The sequence below is a fragment of the Mesorhizobium sp. INR15 genome (assembly GCF_015500075.1).
Taxonomy (GTDB): Bacteria; Pseudomonadota; Alphaproteobacteria; order Rhizobiales; family Rhizobiaceae; genus Mesorhizobium.
The window spans coordinates 4,310,138-4,328,664 of the sequence record NZ_CP045496.1 but is presented as its reverse complement, the minus strand read 5'-3'; the positions used below and the strand labels follow the sequence as shown (position 1 = coordinate 4,328,664).

The following is an 18,527-nucleotide window of genomic DNA, read 5'->3' as shown; positions in this document are numbered from 1 at the left end:
ACATGAGCCAGTGTTCGTCGATCTGCAGCGAATGAACACCAACGCGCTCGCGCGCGTTCAGTTCATCGCTTCGCGGCCCCTACGCGTCCTTGTCCTCAAGCGCCCTGCGCATCCGCCTGATCATCGCCGCGCGACCCCGTTCGTCGGCTGCGGCGCTGACCGCCTCGTTTACGTCCAGGAGAAGGTTTGAAAGGTCATTGTGCCAGTCGAGGCGGGCAATCTTTTCTGGTCTCAGACGGCGGGGCTCGTTGACCTCGACCGGCAAACTGCGACCGGGGGTCAATTGGAAAGCATCGTCTAGCCTCGGGATAATGATCTTGTCGTCGGGTATCAGTCCTGCAAGCCTGCCACGCAGGCCGCTGAGTCCAGCCTCCTCGCCATGCGTCAGGAACACCTGTTGCCTCACCGGAGTTCGGGCCTTGAGCCAGGCGACCAGTTCGCTGGCGTCGGCGTGGCCGGAATAGAGGTCGAACAGGCTGATATGTGCCTTGACCTCGACTTCCTCACCCTGGATGCGCACGCGCTGCGCGCCGTCGAGCAGGATCCTCCCGAGCGACCCTTGGGCCTGATATCCGGCCATCATCACCGTGGCGTTCCTGCGCCAGAGATTGGCCTTGAGATGATGGCGGATACGCCCCGCATCGCACATGCCGCTGGCGGCGATCACCACGAAGAAACCGCTCAGGCGGTTGATCGCCTTGCTCTGTTCCACCGTCTCGGTGAAGCGCAGTTCCTTCGAGTTGAGAGCCTGGCGCAGCACGTCACCCTGTTCGATCTCACTGGCGTGCCGTTCAAAAATCGCGCTGGCGCGTGTCGCCAGCGGCGAGTCAACGAAGACCGGAGCTGACGGCACCTCCCCCGCTTTCATGAGCAAAAACAGGTCGACCAGCAGTTCTTGCGTCCTCTCGACAGCGAATGACGGAATGATGAGGGCGCCACCGGCCTGGGCGGCTCCACGCACGATGTCACCGAGCTGGGATCGCCGATGTTCGGGCGAAACCTCCGGCCGGTCGCGGTCGCCATAAGTCGATTCGCAGATCAGATAGTCGACGTCGGCGGGCCCCTCCGCATCGGTCTGAAGCAGCTTGTGGCCTGGACCGATGTCGCCCGAAAATATGATGCGCAGCGGCGCACCGTGTCGGTCGATCTCAAGCTCGACCGATGCCGAACCAAGCAGGTGGCCAGCGTTCCAGAAGCGAGCGCGAAGGCCTTCGGCGACCATGGTCCATTCGCCATATCCCAAAGCCCGGAACAAGGTCATGCACGCGGCGGCATCCTGCTGACTGTAGATCGGTTCGACGGGCGGGCGCCCGCGCTGCGCATTGCGACGGTTCAGGTGCTCGACCTCCATTTCCTGGATATGCGCCGAGTCCGGCAGCATGACCGAGCAAAGATCAATGGTGGCGCGGGTCGTATGGATCGGACCAGAAAAGCCCTGTTTGACCAGTTTCGGCAAAAGGCCGCTGTGGTCGATATGCGCGTGCGTCAGAATGACAGCGTTAATCGCTTCCGGTGGGAACGGGAACGCACCATAGTTCAATTCCCGTTCGGACTTCGACCCCTGGAATAGGCCGCAGTCGATGAGGATGCGCGAATGCGGCGTCTCGATCTCATAACATGAGCCGGTGACGCCATGGGCCGCGCCGTGGAAACGCAGGATAGGATCAGTGTCGCTTCTCATCTCGCCACGACCTAATGCGACAGCAGAACAGGCAGGCGCAGATCCGCGAGAATGCCTTCGGTGGCACCGCCAAGCACGAAGTCCCTAACGCGGGAGTGGCCGTATCCGCCCATCACAAGCAGGTTGCCGCCGATCTTGAGAGCATGCTCCTGAAGCGCCGTTCCGATTGAACTGTCCCCTGCCTGAATAGAGACAGCCTCGGCCACCAGACCACGCGTTCTCAAGCCCAGCGCAAGGCGTTCGCCGATGCCCTGCCCCGGAAGTGGCTTTTCGTCGGTGACGGTCAAAACGGTGATCGTCGAGGCACGTTCAAGAAACGCCCGCGCGTCGGCAACAGCCCGTGCAGCCACTCGGCTGCCGTCCCAGGCGATAACGACATGTCCAAAGGACCCAACGTCCGTGGAGTCGGGAAGAAGCAGGGTCGGTCGGCCCGAGCCGAACAGGATCGCCTCGGCTAACATCCGCGCCGTCTGGTTGGCCGGCGCCCAGCCCACCAGACAGACATCGAAATAGCGGGAATGCTTCGCGGCAACATCGCCCATCAAGGCCGGTGGTGCAGCCAACTCCTGCGTGCTGAGGGTCACCTCCGCGTGCGCGGCCTCTTGGATAACTGCCTCGAGCAGATCTTTGCCACGCTTGCGACTGGTCGCCTCGACCTCTTGTATCTTGTAGGGAAGGTCCAGCAAATAATTTGAGAGCGCGTTCGAAACGTCGGGGATGTCGACATTAATGGCAACGGCATGCAGCGCCGCGTCGATCTGCTTGACGAGAGCGACCGCGTTCGCTGCGATTTTCGAGGAGCTCGCGTCTGGATACGTCGCCAAGGACAGAGATGCCATCAGCTTCATTGGGATCGTCTCCATCGTCGGACGGCCCACTGCCATCCTTCGCAACATCCTGTAGTCGCATGGACGAGACGAGCTTTGACCTAGCGCAAATGCGGTCCGTCAACGGCGAATTTGTAATTCACAGCTTCATCGATCCCGGGGAGTTCGAAGAGATTCAAGTTTCTGACCCCGCAGGTAGCCAAATCGCTCAGCCGTAGCAACGGAGCCTGAACTGACGGTTCGATGAGTGGGGGAAAGGCGGTAGCGCTCTTCCGACTCGAACCCCCGGCAGGCGATCGATCGCGACGTCTGGGGTAGATCTCGCTACGACGAACTGCCGAAGGGATTCAGCTCCAGAGCGAGTGCGATAGCCAAGCGTGCCCAAAAGTATGTCCTGGTGCCCAATCTCCTTAATAAGCACATGCGATTTGGCCGGAGGCGCACGGCAGAAAGTCCGAAAACCGTCGGAGACGCGCAATTGATCGCAAAACACCAACCTGGCAACAGACGGCTGGGTGTGGATATGGTGGCGATCCTCGTGGTCGAACTGGCGACTGGTAGCGGGACACGGCCAGGCAAAAGACTGATCGGCGGGTCTATCGCAGGATCGGAAATGGAATAGAAGCAGAACTTTCGTGTGCAGTTTTTGCACACGATCTCCCATAACTATCTGATTTTACTTACTTGTCCGCCCCATCCATCATGGGGGCAATAGCCACTGTATATCGTTGGTATTCGGTCATTTTTCCAATAGTGTCAATTCGTTGGATCGCTCCGAACGATAATTCCAGGTTCTTCGCAAAGGTCGCCCAACGTCAAGTCGATCGCGGCGAGAGACGTTGGCTAGCTCCTCGACCTTCATATCGACGACATGTGCGCTGTCGGCAAGTCCTCTCTTCGGCATTGATATTGGCTAGATTGAGCTCATCCTCTCGCGCGCGGCGGCGCTTCATGGGCTGCCCAGTCAAAATCGACCCCGTCGACCTCGCCCGCATCGCCTTTGAAACGACCTGAGCCGAAACTCCGACCCACTGCCCCGGCGGACCTTGACGAAAATTGTTGCGCCTGCTTGAGACCAGGGCAATCGGTACATTTGCTCTATATGGAGATGGACAAGCGGTGGGCAAACTGTGACGCGCTTTTCTCGATTGCTTGCCGCGCTGTTCATGGCGTCCGGCGTGACCGGCTGCACAAGCATTTCCTACTATGCGCAGTCGTTGGAGGGCCATGTGAAGATCATGGCCGCGCGCGAAAATATTGGAAAACTGATCGACGATCCTTCGACACCTGGGGCATTGCGAACAAGGTTGAGATCGGCGAGCGCCATTCGGCGGTTTGCAATAGACGAGCTGGCACTGCCCGAAAACAACAGCTACCGCAGCTATGTCGACATCGGTCGAGAGGCTGTCACCTGGGCCGTTTTTGCCGCGCCGCAATTCTCCCTGACGCCCCGAACGTGGTGCTTTCCAGTTTTCGGATGCGTTCCGTACCGGGGGTATTTTGACCGGAAGGCCGCGACTGAGACTGCGGTCGAGCTTCATGGACAGGGCCTGGACGTCTATGTCTCTGGCGTCACCGCATATTCCACACTGGGCTGGTCCAGCGATCCGCTGCTAAGCACCATGTTCCGTCAGGACGACACGTATCTCGCGAGCCTTGTCTTTCATGAGCTCGCGCATCAGCGCATCTATGTAAACGGTGACTCCGCGTTCAATGAGGCTTTCGCGGTTGCCGTGGAAACCAGTGGCGTGAGAAAATGGCTCGGCGCTGCTGGCGATCACGCCGGATTGCGCCGCTACGAAGCCGATCGCAAGCGCAGTGCGGACTTTCTCGGACTGTTGTCGAAAACCCGAAACGAGCTACAGCAGGTCTATGAAAGTTCCCGTAGCGCTGAGCAGATGGCGGCTGCCAAGGCAGCCACGATCGACACGCTGCGGGTGCGCTACCGTCAAATGCGCGACAAGCGCTGGGCCGGATACCGGGGATACGACGCCTGGTTCGATGCCCCGATCAACAACGCAAAGCTTGCCGCGACTGCCGTCTACGGCGAACAGGTCCCGGCATTTCTTCACTTGTACGACCTGTGTTCAGGCGATTATCCAAGGTTCTACGCCTCTGTTCGGCGGATCGCCGAATTGCCGAAACCTCTCCGTGCCGAAACGCTGAAGGCAGCGGATAGCTGTTATTGACAGAAGCACGGGACCCGGTCTCTGCCTCGCGAAATCATCGATCCCAAGCTCATCGTCAGGCTCGGGCAGAGTTCATGTCGTGAACGTGCAGCCGGCTCCGTCCTTAGCTGCCGGCGAGCACAGAACCATGCGTTTCGGATCGAAACCTGTCCAGGTAACCCGGTCCTACCAGTTCACCTTGAACCCGACGTTGCCGCCGTAGGTCCGCACACCTTCGCCGAACTTGCCGTCGAAGGTGGCGAACGTGGAGGTTTTCTTGCTCCAGTTCATCTTCAGACCTGCATTGACGGCGACAGCGTCTTCTGCCGCGGAGGCGCCCTCAATCACGAACGAATGGCCGGGAGCTGCCTGGAAGCTTGGCTGGATCGAGCGGTCGGGCTGGAATTCGTGCACCCAGCCCGCACGGCCCCAGGCCTGCAGCGAACTGCCGCCGTCACCGAGGCTGACTGTGGTGTCGAGTTGCAGACCGAGCGACACCGGCAGCGAGGTGATGACGCGCTTTTCGAAGCTCAGGCCCAAAGCGTTGCCGTCGAGCGACGTTTCATCGAAGCCGTCCATCGACATCAGTGAGAACTGCAAGGCGGCGAACGGGGTGATGGCGCTGTCCCCCACCTGCTGCCGCCAACCAGCCTCGATGTTGGTGCCGAGACCGGCGCTAAGGAAATTGCTGCGCCAATTCTCGGTGATTCCGGCCACCGGATCGAGCGGCGAGCCGGAGCCCGGCACCGCCGTGGCGCGGTGGACATTGTTGTTGGAGAGGCCAAAGGCAAGCGCGCCGTTGACATAGAACTGATCCCACTTGCGCGCGACATAGGCACCGGCCTGACCGCTGATGATGTTGCCTGATGTCTGGCGGTCGCCGACGGTGAAGTAGGTTGCGGCGCCGCCGAGCGCGAAGCCCATCTGCACATCGGAGTCGCCCGTGGAACTGAGACCCGCTGTGAAGCTGCCGCCCTTGTACACGCTGTCGGCACTGCCAACGGTAGCATCGCCGCTGATCTCGCCACTATTTCCGCCCGCGGTCGCCCAATAGCTCCAGCGCCGGTCGTCGGGCTGCAAGGCTTTGAACGGATCCTTTCCTGATTTCGCCGGTTCATCATAGGCCTGCGGTGTAAGAACGTTATCCGTCGGGTCGGTGCCGAGGCCGGTACGCCAGAGATCAGCTTGACGGCTCATCGAGGCGAAGAAGGCTTCATATGTATCGAACTGCGGTTGTTCGACGCCGGAAACCCCCTCGCCCGAGATCGAATCATAGACCGCGCCAAGTTGATCGATCGTGGGAATGTAGAACAACGCCCCGGCGATCTTCTTGAAACTCGGCGAGGTTGGTCCGCTCTGGATGGCATTGACCGCGTCGCCGACCGGGGTCTGGTTCCGGGTCAAACCGGTAGGGGCGAAGGTGATGTCAACGTTAAGGTGGACTTCCTTCGAATTCGGATAAAGCAGTTCGTATTGCGCGATCGCACTCGGCACGGCGTTCAGCTTCAACCCGTTGTGGGTCACGCCGTTTGTGGCTTGCAGGATCAGGAAGTCTTGGCTGCCGGGCTTCGCCGCGGATGGGTCCACTATGTTCACGTCGACCGCGCCGTTCAGATCGGCCGTACCGATGACATGAATGAAGTCGGATGCCGGATCAAGGTCGACGTCGAGCTTGTAGGCGCCGGTCGAGGACTGGTTCCAATTGCCGACCAGGTTGGTCGTCATCACCTTGCCGTCGCCGCCTGGCGAGAAATAGCCGTTGTCGGTGAAGAGATAGCCCGAGCCTACCTTCGCGTCGGCGCCTGCGTTAAAGGTTGCGCCGAGCATGTTCGTGAAGCTGTTGGCGCCGCCGCCGAGATCGAAGGAGCCGGTGACCGTGCCGTAATTGGTGACATCCTCCTTGCCGGCGCCGGAAAGGATCGCCCAGCCGCCATCCGTTCCGCTCGCCGTCGTGATCGTGCCCTTGTTGCTGATGCTGTTGTTGTTGCCGTCGATGATCCAGACGCCGACGCCGGTATGGGTCGCGTCGGTGGCGCCGCCCTTTACAAGGCCAGAGGCGCTCTTCAGGTTGATGGCGATGTTACCATTGCCTTCCACGGCCTTGCTCTGTGCGACAATCGCATCGGTGCCGACCGCATGGGTGACCACCGAGCCGGTGAGATCGACGGTGACGGTGCCGGCGGTGCCGAGATATTGCTGTGCCGCATCCTTCTTGCCACCGTTGCTTTGCGCGAAAATGCCGATGGAACTGTCGCCATAGGTATCGATCGTGCCGGAATGTCTGACGAGAATATCGCCTGAATCGCCGGCGTCGCCATTGCTGCCGATGCGCCAATTCGTGACGACGCTCACGCCCGGGATCAGCTCGTTGCCGAGCGTACCCAGGATGCCGCCGCCGCCGCCGACCGACTGGGCGAATATGCCGGACGACGACGAGCCATGGGTGATGATCGCCCCGGTGCCCTCGACGGTTACCGCTTTGCCCGATCCGCCATTGCCGCCGCCTTGCCCGAAGGCCTGGCCGATACCGAGATTGAGCGCCGGGACAGGCCCGAGCCCGTTCGCCAGCACGCGATCGACATTGCCGGCAACGCCACCACCGCCGCCGACCGACTGCGCGAAGATGCCGTTGGAGGCCGCGCCGAAGGTCTCGATCTTGCCGGTGCTGTTGTTGATGACGTGGACGATGCCACCGTTGCCGCCGCTGGTGCCTTTGCCGCCGACACCGATCGTTCCCGTGGCACCGATATTGGCCTTGCCGCCAACGCCGCCGCCGCCGCCGACCGACTGGGCGAAGATGCCGTTGGAATTGCTGCCCTTCGTGGTGATGTTGCCGGTATTGGTGACGTTGACAACGCCGCCAATGCCTGCCCCACCGCCATTGCCGCCGACGGCCGCGCCAAGCGCGCTGTAGATCTTGGTCTTGCCGAAGAGCACGTTGGCGATCAGCGCTGCCGGAACCGGGATCAACTCGTCCGTGCCGAGAATGCCGTTGCCGCCCGCGCCGCCGCCGCCGCCCACGCTTTGCGCATAAATGGCGTCGGCAAGCGAACCGTTGGTCGTGATGCTGCCGTCATTGGTAACGGTTACGGTTCCGCCGTCGCCAGCGGCGCCGGCCTTGCCGCCGACCGCGACCGACATGGCGACGTTGATGAGGGCATCCTCGGGCGCCTCGCCCTTGCCAACCAGCACGTTGATCGAGTTGGCGCGGCCGCCGATGCCGCCACCGCCGCCGATCGATTGGGCGAAGATGCCATAGGCGCTGTTGCCGGTGACAACAGTATCGCCGGCTATGTCCTTGTTGGTGGTGATGAGGCCGGTCTCGATGTTGCCGTGATTGTTGACGTTGACGTCCTTGCCGTCGCCGGCGAGGGCGCCATTGCCGCCGATGGCCACCGAGACATTGGTATTCTGCGCGCTCGAGCTGGTCGCGTTGGCCCAGCTTCCAACCGCAGTGATTGCATTGCCACCATCGCCACCGCCGCCGCCGGCGCTCTGTGCGAAGACGCCGGCCGAATTGCTGCCATAGGTACGGATGATCGACCAGTTGTTGACTGTGACGCTCGAACCATCACCGCCAAGCGCGCCCTGGCCGCCGACTGTGACGCCGATCGACGCGAGCGGCAGGTTGCTGTTGTTGATGCCGAGATTGACGCCGATCGCGAAGCCGCCATCGCCGCCACCGCCGCCGATCGACTGCGCCCGCACGCCGTCTGCGCCAAGGCCGAAGGTGGTGATGGTGGAGTCGGGGACGACCGCGCCGAGCGCGTTCTTGCCGGCATCGACGATGACGGTGCCGCCGTTCCCGCCGGTGCCGCCCGTGCCGCCAACGGCAACCGATATGTTGGCGCCCGGCCCCATTGAGCCCGAGCCCGCTCCGGCGTAGCCGCCAGTGCCGCCACCGCCGCCGACCGATTGCGCCCAAATGCCATGGGCTCCCGTGCCACTGGTGGTGATGTCGCCGCCATTTATGACATGCACCGTGTCGCCGATACTGCCGACACCGCCCTTGCCGCCAACCGCGACCGAAACGGCGACCGCCGGAATCTCTTCCGGATCAGGCGAAACCGCGATCGAGAAGGCGATAGCCCCACCGCCATTGCCGCCACCGCCACCCACGGACTGCGCGAGGATACCGTAAGCCTTGATGCCCGTGGTGCTGATGTCGCCCTGGTTGTTGACCGTAACGGTGCCTCCACTGCTGCCGTCGCCCGCATTGCCGCCGACGGCGGCCGATATCGCGCCAACCGCGAGCGCACCGGCGATTGAGAAGCCGCCATTGCCGCCACCGCCGCCAACGCTTTGCGCATTGATACCGATCGACCCGTCCGCATGGGTGACAATCGTCGAGGCATTGTTGACGGTGACCGCCTTGGCGACGCCACCCGCGGCCCCCTTGCCGCCAAGCGTTACGGTCAGCGCAACCGCGCCGATCGTGCCGCCGCCGGCAAAACCGCCATTGCCGCCGCCACCGCCGACCGACTGCGCGAAGATGCCGAAGGCTTGGAGACCATAGGTCTCGATCGTGCCGCCCGTGGTGTTGACAGTGACGATATCGCCAATGCCACCGACACCCGCAGCGCCGCCCATCGCGAGAGCGAAACTGAATGCGCCACCGCCGCTGACCGCAACGGCACCACCGCCATCGCCACCGCCGCCGCCGACGCTCTGCGCGAAGATGCCGTAGGCGCTGTCGCCTTGGGTGGTGATGTTGCCTTTGTAATTGACAGTCACGTCCTTGCCGTTGCCACCAGGGCCGCCACTGCCGCCGATCGCGAAACTGGCGCCAGCGCCGGAGGTGCCGCTCGCCACCGAGACAGCGAGACCGCCCCTGCCGCCGCCGCCGCCGACTGATTGCGCGAAGACGCCGTAGGCCTTGGCACCAGTGACAACGGTATGGCCCTGACCATCGGTGTTGCGAGTGCCGGTATGGATATCGGAGGCGACAAGGTGGCTGAGATCACCCGGCGTGGTCACGTGGTTGACCTCGACCGATCCGCCGTTGCCACCCTTGGCGCCGGCGCCACCGATGGCGATCGAGATCGGCGCTCCCACACTATACGAGCCGCCGCCATTGCCACCGCCGCCGCCGAGCGACTGGGCCAGAATGCCGACGGCGTCATTGCCGCTGGTGGTCAGAGGGCCGGAGGAATTGACGGTGACCTTGAGGCCATCGCCGCCGCCGCCGCCGGAGCCGCCTATGGAGAAGAGGCCGCCGCTGGAGCCACCATCGCCGCCGCCGCCGCCGATCGACTCCGCCTGGATAGCGGTGCCGACCGTGGTGATGCGGCCGGTATTATTGACCGTAACAATGCCGCCATTGCTGGTCGCGCTGCCGGAGCCGCCAATGGCGACCGCGCCGCCACTGTCGCCGCCATTGCCGCCGCCGCCACCGATCGACTGGGCGAAGATGCCGCGCGCCTTCGGGCCGATCGTGATCAACGTGCCGTCATTGTTGACGGTGACGGAGCCGCCGATCCCGCCGGCCGAGCCATCGCCGCCTATTGCTACCAGGCCGCCGCTGTTGGAGCCCGAGCCACCACCGCCACCGATCGACTGCGCCACAATCGCGTCCGCGCCGACGTCATGGGCGTTGGGGTTGGTGCCGCCATAGGTAATGATGGTGGTCCCCGCCGCATTGTTGACGACGACTGTGCCGCCATCGCCACCAGCCGCGCCCGAACCACCGATCGCGACCAGCCCGCCGACATCGCCGGCCGCGCCGCCGCCACCACCGATCGACTGCGCGAATATGCCATAGGCGCCGACGCCCTGCGTGGTGATGTCGCCGCCACGATTGTTGTTGACCGTGACGGTGGAACCGGTGCCGCCGCCGCCGCCGAGCTTGCCGCCGAGCGCGACGATGCCGCCAGCATCGCCCGCATTACCACCGCTGCCGCCGAGCGACTGCGCCCAGATGCCATGCGACTCTATTTTCGACGTTTCGATGGCGCCGCTGTTGGTGACGGTGACTGTGCCGCCATTGCCGCCAGAAGTCGCCGAGCCGGGCAAGCCGACAATGCCGAAGCTGTCGCCGCTGCCGCCGCCCGCGCCGCCGATCGACTGGGCAAAGATGCCGGACGATTTCTTGCCGGTGGTGATGATGTGCCCGCTATTGATGATCGTGACCGTACCGCCGGTCGTCGCCGGCCCGCCGGAGCCGCTTGGGCTGAGGATGTAGCCACTGCCACCATTGCCGCCCTTGCCGCCCTTGCTAAGCGCGAAGATGCCGGGCGAGTTGTCGCCACCGGTGGTCAGGTTGACCGAATTATGCAGCGTAACCGTGCCGCCGGCGCCCGCCGCGCCGCCGTCATAGGGGCCGAGCGCGCCATAGGCATCGCCGCCATTGCCGCCATTGCCGCCGATGCTTGCGACGGTGACGGCAGGCGTGTTGTCGACGTTGTTTCCATAGGGCCCGTCGACACCATTGACGAGAGTGACGCCGACGGTCGGCCCGGTGCCGCCGGGACTGCCACTCGATCCGTCATAGCCGATGGTGACGCTGCCCAGGAGGCCAAGGTCGATGTGGACGCCATAGCCATTGCTGCCGCCCGAGCCCTGAGAGCCAACCTGACGGTCGACGTAGACCGCGCCGTTGCTCTGTGTGCCGGAACTGCCGCTGCCGGCGCCGCCTGCCGCGCCGCTATTGTCGAAGATGTCCGGTTTGTAGGCGTCGATTACCGTCTGCGGATGATTGGTGTCGGTCTCGTTTTTGACTGTGAAACTAAGGATCAAGTTGGTGACGGGATCCTTAGTTTCGCCAACGACCGTGTAGGTGATTCCCGCTGAGACATACGTGCTGTTTAGTGGGGCCGGCGCATCGACCAGGATCGCATTGTAGTGGACGACAGACAAGACGGTGACCGAGGTGAGCGCCCAGCCCGAGCCGAGGTCCTTGACCACGGTCTCCAGCAGCCCCGTGTGCGGATTGGTGACTTGACCGCCGACGATGATGGCGGCGCGCGCCGCGGGCGGGGTCAACAAAAGGAACGACGCCGTCACGGCGGCGACTGCACCCGGGCCGAAAACACAGGCTCGCAATGCCCTTCCACGACCGAACATCGGTTGCTTGGCCGTCTTGATCTTCGTCATCGCCGCGGCCCCCCCGGGCCATCCATGTTCCATCCGTCCCCACGGACCGAATCTGGAACCAACTCTGGGTGACCCCGCGTCAGGTCTCTGTCAATGGCATCGCCTGACGCCGAGTCAGCGAGGATTGCCGCGCGGTAAAGCCGGGCGAGTGCCCCGACTGTACTGCGACGCTGTTTGGGAGCTTTGCAAGAAGGCGGTATTTCTCTGATATTACCGATACATACAAAGGAAATGCCATATCCTGCCCAGCATACCACACTGGATGGACGTGTGCTCGCTGGAGTCAGCCGGGAGGATTACAGGCCCACTCCCGATCTGGACTTTTTCTGGGTGCGTTTTGCTTTTCACGCAAAAGGTGAACTGCCTCCGATTGCCATCGAAATCGATCCGCTGCCGCGATTGCTCAAAATCCGGCGCCCAAGGATGGAATCAAATCCAGTCAATGATGTTTGAGCGATTCGAGCGTGCTCCTCGGACATGTTTGTTTTGGCTGTTTCTTGACCAATCCCACGTCCGCGCAAGCAAGCGCTCCCCGCTCTGAACCATACAATGGTTGACCTGATCCAAGCATGCCGAAGCAGACTGCGCTAGACTGCCTCACGGAAGGAGCCGAGTGCATCATGAGCCACACAACCAGGAGAACGCCTGCCTACGATCCCCAGCAGCTCGAACCTCTGCTGATATCGAGACAACACGCTGGCGACGTCGAAGGCATGGCTGCCCTGTTCGAGCTGGACGCGGTCATAGACTGTGGCCACGGCCAATTGCTGCGTGGCAGCAAAGCCATTCGAAACTACTATGCGGAGCTCGTTGCGACGGGCCGGAAATTCACGGTTGGAGAACAGCGCCCTGCCCTTGTCTGCGGTGATCTTGCGCTGACTTCGACACGACTTCCCGACGGTGATGTGACCAGCGAAGTGGCAAGGCGCCAAAACGACGGAACCTGGCTTTGGGTGATAGACCGCCATTCTGTCACCTAGGCAGCCGGCCGGTGTCTTTCGGGCAGCGCCTGTTTGTTGCTGTTTCCGCCTGGCTGGGGCATGCAACTGCTCATGCTCGCGCCGCTACGGCTCGAGACGTCAAACCTGTCCTGAATCGATGCGTCAGCGCCGCAGCGCGTATACGCGATCCATACTGTCGCTGCTGATCGGCAAAGCCATGTCGTCGTCAAGCAAGCGTGTAATCCGGGCAAAGCCGGTAAATGCCTTCCTGGCTTCTTCTGCCGACATCTGGCCGGTCAGAGCTGCGGAACAGCAATTCAATGCGCATTGGTAGACTGGTCCGCGCCGCCCTGCTGGCCACTTCCGCAAGAAGACCATAGCCTCGGCAACACTATCAACTTCTTCAACAGGGTGACCCTGCCCGCGCAAAATCCGCACCGGCGAAAAAAAGTGCAAGCGATCCATCATTTCCTCCCGGTCGATCGCGATGTGTTCGATCGAACTGGATAAAACTCACCACTCGAAGATTGGTTCCACGAAAAAAGTAAGCGCTGCGAAGAATATTTGGCCGCCTTAGCCTGAAAGCCCTCGGTCCTTGCCAACGCCGAATCGCCTCCCGCTCAAAGATATCGGCCAACCATTTTGCCCGCGCGATAAGCGTGTTTCTCATTGAATATCTTTAAGGTGAAAGCCGGCAAATGGATCGGTTGCCGGTTCCCCTGCGGCGGGCCTAACCTGCGCGGTCAACGCGTGAGGGCGCGTGCTGCAAAAGGGGACGTTGCAAATGACAATACAAGGCGCTTCACCTGATCTTTACAACGAGGATCTGGCTCCGGCCAAAGTCCGGAACTGGGGACCATTTTCGATCTTCAACGTCTGGACTTCGGACGTTCACAGCCTCTGGGGCTACTACCTCGCGGCAAGCCTGTTTCTGTTTTGCGGCGGCTTCGTCAATTTCATCATCGCCATCGGCATCGGATCACTGATCATCTACGTAATGATGAATATGGTCGGCTATGCCGGGGTCAAGACTGGCGTGCCCTACCCCGTGCTAGCCCGGGCCTCCTTCGGCATCTGGGGTGCCAACATTCCAGCCCTGGTGCGCGCTGTCGTCGCCTGCTTCTGGTACGGCGCGCAGACAGCCGCCGCCTCTGGCGCCATCGTGGCGCTTTTGATCCGCTCGCAATGGTTCGCTGACTTCAACGCCAGCACGCATTTCCTCGGCCATACCGGCCTCGAAGTGATCTGTTTCGTGGTCATCTGGGCGCTGCAATTGCTGATCATCCAGAACGGCATGGAAACGGTGCGCCGCTTCCAGGACTGGGCCGGCCCGGCGGTGTGGGTCATGATGCTGGTCCTGGCCATTTATCTCTGCGTCAAGTCAGGAAGATTTGCCTTCACCAGCGACATCCCGATGGATGTGCTGCTGGACAAGACCAAGGATGCAGGTGTGCCCGGCACGCCGGGGTCGTGGACATCGCTGTTTGCGGTGGCGGCGATCTGGGTGACCTATTTCTCGGCGCTCTATCTCAATTTTTGCGATTTCGCCCGTTATGCACCCGACAAGGCTGCGCTACGCAAGGGCAACATCTGGGGCCTGCCGATCAACCTCATCCTGTTCTCGCTGGTCGCCGGCGTCACCACCATCGCCGCCTTTGACGTCTACGGTGAAGTGCTGCTGCACCCTGACCAGATCTCGGCGAAATTCGACAGCTGGTTCCTGGCGGCACTCGCGGCCTTGACCTTCGCCGTGGCGACGCTTGGCATCAATGTCGTGGCGAACTTCGTTTCGCCGGCCTTCGACTTCTCGAACGTTTTCCCGCGGCAGATCGACTTCAAGAAGGGCGGCTACATCGCGGCCGTGATCGCGCTCGTGCTCTACCCCTTCGCACCATGGGAAGGCAGCGCTGCTTCCTTCGTCAACATCATCGGCGCGACGATGGGCCCGATCTTCGGCGTGATGATGGTCGACTACTATCTGATCCGGAAGGGTGAGGTCGACGTCGAGGCACTCTATCGCGAAGACGGCGAGTTCCGCTTCCAGGGCGGCTGGCACGTCAATGCCTTCATCGCCGCCGGCATCGGCGCCATCTTCTCCTCGATCCTGCCCAACTTCACCAACTGGCTGCCAGCCTGGTGGGGGGTCTATGGCTGGTTCTTCGGCGTCGCCATCGCCGGTGTCATCTACTACGTGCTGCGCACCGCGGCCGTGAGTGCGGGCGCCAAGATGGCCAAGGCCTGAAAATGAGGGAATAGGCAGTAGGGGCTAGGGAATAGGGAACTGCTTCCCTACTGCCTACTGCCTACTGCCTACTCTCCGACCATGTCGGTCAGCCTGCGCACCGTATTCCAGTTGCGCGAGGTGCCTATGCCCAGACGTTTGTGGCTTGCCGCCGTCAGCAGGCGGGAATTTGGCGTGGTGCGCGAGAAGACGATCCAGATGTCGCCGCCGACGGCCAGCATCTTCTCATCCTCGCCGATATAAGACTTTAGCGTGGCCACGGCCTCGTCTCTAACAGGCTTGCGCATCACGCGCACCGCCACCTGGTCCCCGGCATCGGCCGATTCGGCCGGAAACGGATTGCCGGCCGCGAGCGCCCGCCAGTCTCGTGCCCCGCGCACGATGATGTCGACATGTTTGCCGAAGGTTTTTTCGAAGGCAGCCTCAAGTTGCTCCTCGACAACAGCGACAGGCGTCTCCCATGTTTCGAAGACGAGATTGCCTGTTGCCACCAGGGTGCGCGGATTTTTCAGCCCGATGTCTTGCGCCATCGCCTTGAGGTCGGACATGACGACCCGGCGCCCCTCGCCCAGGATGATGCTGTAGAGGAGCGCGACATAGGTTTGCATGGCCGGCCTGCCGATGGCCGTCAAACCAGCCGGCTTTGCTCCACCGCCGCCTCGATGAAGCTGGCGAACAGCGGATGCGGCTCAAGCGGGCGGCTTTTTAGCTCGGGGTGATATTGCACGCCGATGAACCAGGGATGGTCGGGGTATTCGACCGTTTCCGGCAACACGCCGTCAGGCGACATGCCGGCGAACACCAGGCCGCAATCCTCGAGCCGTTCCTTGTAGTCGATGTTGACTTCGTAACGGTGGCGATGGCGCTCGGAAATCTGGGTGTCGCCATAGATATCGGCGATCTTCGATCCCTTGGCGAGCTCGGCCTGATAGGCGCCGAGCCGCATCGTGCCGCCGAGATCGCCGGTTTCCCGGCGCTTCTCCAGCATATTGCCCTTCAGCCACTCGGTCATCAGGCCGACGACCGGTTCCTTGGTCGGGCCGAACTCGGTCGAGGATGCATGTTCAACCCCTGCCAGCGAGCGCGCCGCCTCGATGCACGCCATCTGCATGCCGAAGCAGATGCCGAAATACGGCACCTTGCGCTCGCGGGCGAATTTGGCTGCCAGGATCTTGCCCTCGGAGCCACGCTCGCCAAAACCGCCGGGAACGAGGATGCCATGCACCTTTTCCAGCCATGGCGTCGGGTCTTCCTTTTCGAAGATCTCCGATTCGATCCAGTCCAGCTTGACCTTGACGCGGTTCGCCAGTCCGCCATGCGACAGTGCCTCGATCAGCGATTTGTAGGCGTCCTTGAGGCCGGTATACTTGCCGACCACGGCGATTGTGACTTCGCCTTCCGGATTGTGGATACGGTTGGAGACCGCCTGCCAAGGGTCCATGCGCGGCTTCGGTGCCGGATCGATGCCAAAGGCGGCCAGCACTTCCGAATCAAGCCCTTCCTTGTGGTAGGCCATCGGCACATCGTAGATGTGCGGGACGTCGAGCGCCTGGATGACAGCACTTTCCCTGACATTGCAGAACAGCGAAAGCTTGCGGCGCTCTTCCTTGGGGATGGCGCGGTCGGCACGGACCAGCAGGATGTCGGGTGCGATGCCGATGCCGCGCAGCTCCTTCACCGAGTGCTGGGTCGGCTTGGTCTTCAATTCGCCGGCAGTGGGGATATAGGGCATCAGCGTCAGATGGACGTAGACCGCATTGTTGCGCGGCAAATCATTGCCGAGCTGTCGGATCGCCTCAAGGAACGGCATCGCCTCGATGTCGCCAACGGTGCCGCCGATCTCGCACAGGACGAAGTCGTAGTCGTCATTGCCGTTGAGGACGAAATTCTTGATCTCGTCGGTAACGTGCGGAATGACCTGTACGGTCGCACCGAGGTAATCGCCGCGCCGTTCGCGCTCGATGATGTTCTTGTAGATGCGACCGGTGGTGATGTTGTCCTGCTGATTGGCGGAGCGGCCTGTGAAGCGCTCATAGTGGCCAAGGTCGAGGTCGGTTTCCGCCCCATCATCGGTGACGAAGACTTCACCGTGCTGGTATGGCGACATCGTGCCGGGATCGACATTGAGATAAGGGTCGAGTTTTTTGATGCGTGCGCGATAGCCCCGCGCCTGCAAGAGAGCCCCAAGGGCCGCTGCGGCTATGCCTTTTCCGAGTGAGGAAACCACGCCGCCTGTGATGAATACATATCGCGCCATGGGAGTCATCGCTTAACGCGGCTGAATTGATTCCGCCAGAGAAAAAACCACCGCGAAGGCTTTTTCCCAAGATGGCGCTGATGTCGTGGACAAGGCAAAACAAAAGGGCCGGCTGAGCCGGCCCTTTTGGCAATATGGACGCAGGCGTCAGATGATGACGACCTTGGTACCCACTCTGACGCGGCTGTAGAGGTCCATCACATGCTCGTTGATCATGCGGAAGCAGCCGTTGGAGGCGCTGGTTCCGATCGACTGCGGCGCGATGGTGCCGTGGATACGCAGATGCGTGTCCTTCTTGCCGTCATAGAGATAGATGGCGCGGGCGCCGAGCGGGTTCTGGCCACCACCGGGCATGCCGTCCTTGAACTGGCCGTAGTGCTTCGGCTCGCGCTTCTGCATGTCCAGTGTCGGGATCCAGCGCGGCCATTCCTGCTTGTCGCCAACGGCAACCGTGCCCTTGAACTGCAGGCCTTCACGGCCGACCGCGATGGCGTAGCGGCGAGCGGTCGAAGATGATTCGACTAGGTAGAGCCGGCGCGCGTTGGTGTCGATGACGATGGTGCCGGCGTCGTAGCCCGTGAATTCCACGTCCTGCGGCACGAACTCCGGCTTCACCTTGAACTGCTTCTTGGCTTCCTTCTTGGCAAGGGCGGAGTCGAGAGCCCGCGTCTCAGGAAGCAACGACAGGGATGAAGACGAGGATGTGCCGCCAAACAGGCCGGCGAAAAGGCCGGCGCTCTGCTGCTTCTGGCCGACCGGCTCGCTGCGCAGCTCGCCATTGTTGCCGGTGAGCGCCACATTCATCGCTTCGGCCGGGATCGGCTCGGCCGAAGCGATCGGGGCGATCGGCTCAACCGGTTCGATGATCTTGGCCGTCTTCTTGGCAGGTTTCGCGTCGGCCACGACAGCCGCCGACTGACCCTTCTGGGCCATGAAAGCTTGCCGTTCCGCGTCGGCCCGGGCTTTCGCCGCCTCACGCATCGCAAGCTTTCTGGCCTCGAGCGCCTTGTCGCGAGCCGTTTCCTTGTCAGCGACAATCTTGGCCTCGATCTTCTTGATCTGGGCAAGGTCGTCCGACGTCTGATTCTTCTTCTTCTTGAGAAGCTTCAACTGTGCCGCATCGCTTTTGGCGGCGACGTTGATGGCATCGGTTTTCTCAACCGAAGGATGTGCGGCCGGCATGCCGGCGAAGGCTGGTGAACTCATGCCGAGTGCGGCGCAAAGTCCCAGGAAAATGAAGCTGCGAAGCTGCATGGCGAAGATCCGATCGTTCTATGCTTGTTGCCCACGGCGTCTCCCCGCACCCCCCAAGGGCGCCG

The 18,527-nt window shown here is 62.0% G+C and carries 10 protein-coding genes; 3 read left to right on the top strand and 7 right to left on the bottom strand.

Annotated elements, in window-relative coordinates; all coding sequences use genetic code 11:
- Window positions 1-79: 79 nt before the first annotated feature.
- Window positions 80-1,681 (bottom strand): MBL fold metallo-hydrolase, encoded by a 1,602-nt coding sequence (locus GA829_RS20975; protein WP_195174588.1) that lies wholly within the window; start codon window positions 1,679-1,681, stop codon window positions 80-82.
- Between the two features lie 11 nt (window positions 1,682-1,692).
- Window positions 1,693-2,529, bottom strand: a complete 837-nt coding sequence (locus GA829_RS20970; protein ID WP_195174587.1) for a universal stress protein — start codon at window positions 2,527-2,529, stop codon at window positions 1,693-1,695.
- Window positions 2,530-3,674: 1,145 nt separating this feature from the next.
- Here GA829_RS20970 and GA829_RS20965 point away from each other — a divergent pair.
- Entirely contained in the window at window positions 3,675-4,697 is a 1,023-nt protein-coding gene (locus GA829_RS20965; RefSeq protein WP_195179748.1) for an aminopeptidase, read from the top strand.
- Between the two features lie 165 nt (window positions 4,698-4,862).
- Here GA829_RS20965 and GA829_RS20960 read toward each other — a convergent pair whose 3' ends face one another.
- Entirely contained in the window at window positions 4,863-11,768 is a 6,906-nt protein-coding gene (locus GA829_RS20960; protein ID WP_195174586.1) for a hypothetical protein, read from the bottom strand.
- A gap of 620 nt (window positions 11,769-12,388) precedes the next feature.
- On the opposite strand from GA829_RS20960, the gene GA829_RS20955 reads away from it, so the two are divergent.
- The gene (locus GA829_RS20955) at window positions 12,389-12,748 is read left to right on the top strand and encodes a YybH family protein (RefSeq protein WP_195174585.1); all 360 of its coding nucleotides are present in this window, start codon (window positions 12,389-12,391) and stop codon (window positions 12,746-12,748) included.
- 123 nt (window positions 12,749-12,871) lie between these two features.
- Here the strand turns inward: GA829_RS20955 and GA829_RS20950 are convergent, their stop codons facing one another.
- Window positions 12,872-13,174 (bottom strand): DUF982 domain-containing protein, encoded by a 303-nt coding sequence (locus GA829_RS20950; protein ID WP_195174584.1) that lies wholly within the window; start codon window positions 13,172-13,174, stop codon window positions 12,872-12,874.
- 319 nt (window positions 13,175-13,493) lie between these two features.
- Here GA829_RS20950 and GA829_RS20945 point away from each other — a divergent pair, with 319 nt between their 5' ends.
- On the top strand, window positions 13,494-14,951 hold the full coding sequence (locus GA829_RS20945; RefSeq protein ID WP_195174583.1) for an NCS1 family nucleobase:cation symporter-1: 1,458 nt from the start codon (window positions 13,494-13,496) through the stop codon (window positions 14,949-14,951).
- Window positions 14,952-15,019: 68 nt separating this feature from the next.
- On the opposite strand, the gene GA829_RS20940 is transcribed toward GA829_RS20945, so the two are convergent.
- From GA829_RS20940 to GA829_RS20930, 3 genes are all read right to left on the bottom strand, one after another.
- Complete coding sequence (locus GA829_RS20940) at window positions 15,020-15,559, bottom strand: DUF1697 domain-containing protein (RefSeq protein ID WP_195174582.1); 540 nt, start codon at window positions 15,557-15,559, stop codon at window positions 15,020-15,022.
- Between the two features lie 20 nt (window positions 15,560-15,579).
- Window positions 15,580-17,217, bottom strand: a complete 1,638-nt coding sequence (locus tag GA829_RS20935; RefSeq protein WP_308462070.1) for a CTP synthase — start codon at window positions 17,215-17,217, stop codon at window positions 15,580-15,582.
- A 138-nt stretch (window positions 17,218-17,355) separates the two neighbouring features.
- Window positions 17,356-18,462: a L,D-transpeptidase family protein gene (locus GA829_RS20930; protein WP_195174580.1), complete on the bottom strand. Its 1,107-nt coding sequence runs from the start codon at window positions 18,460-18,462 to the stop codon at window positions 17,356-17,358.
- Window positions 18,463-18,527: the final 65 nt, after the last annotated feature.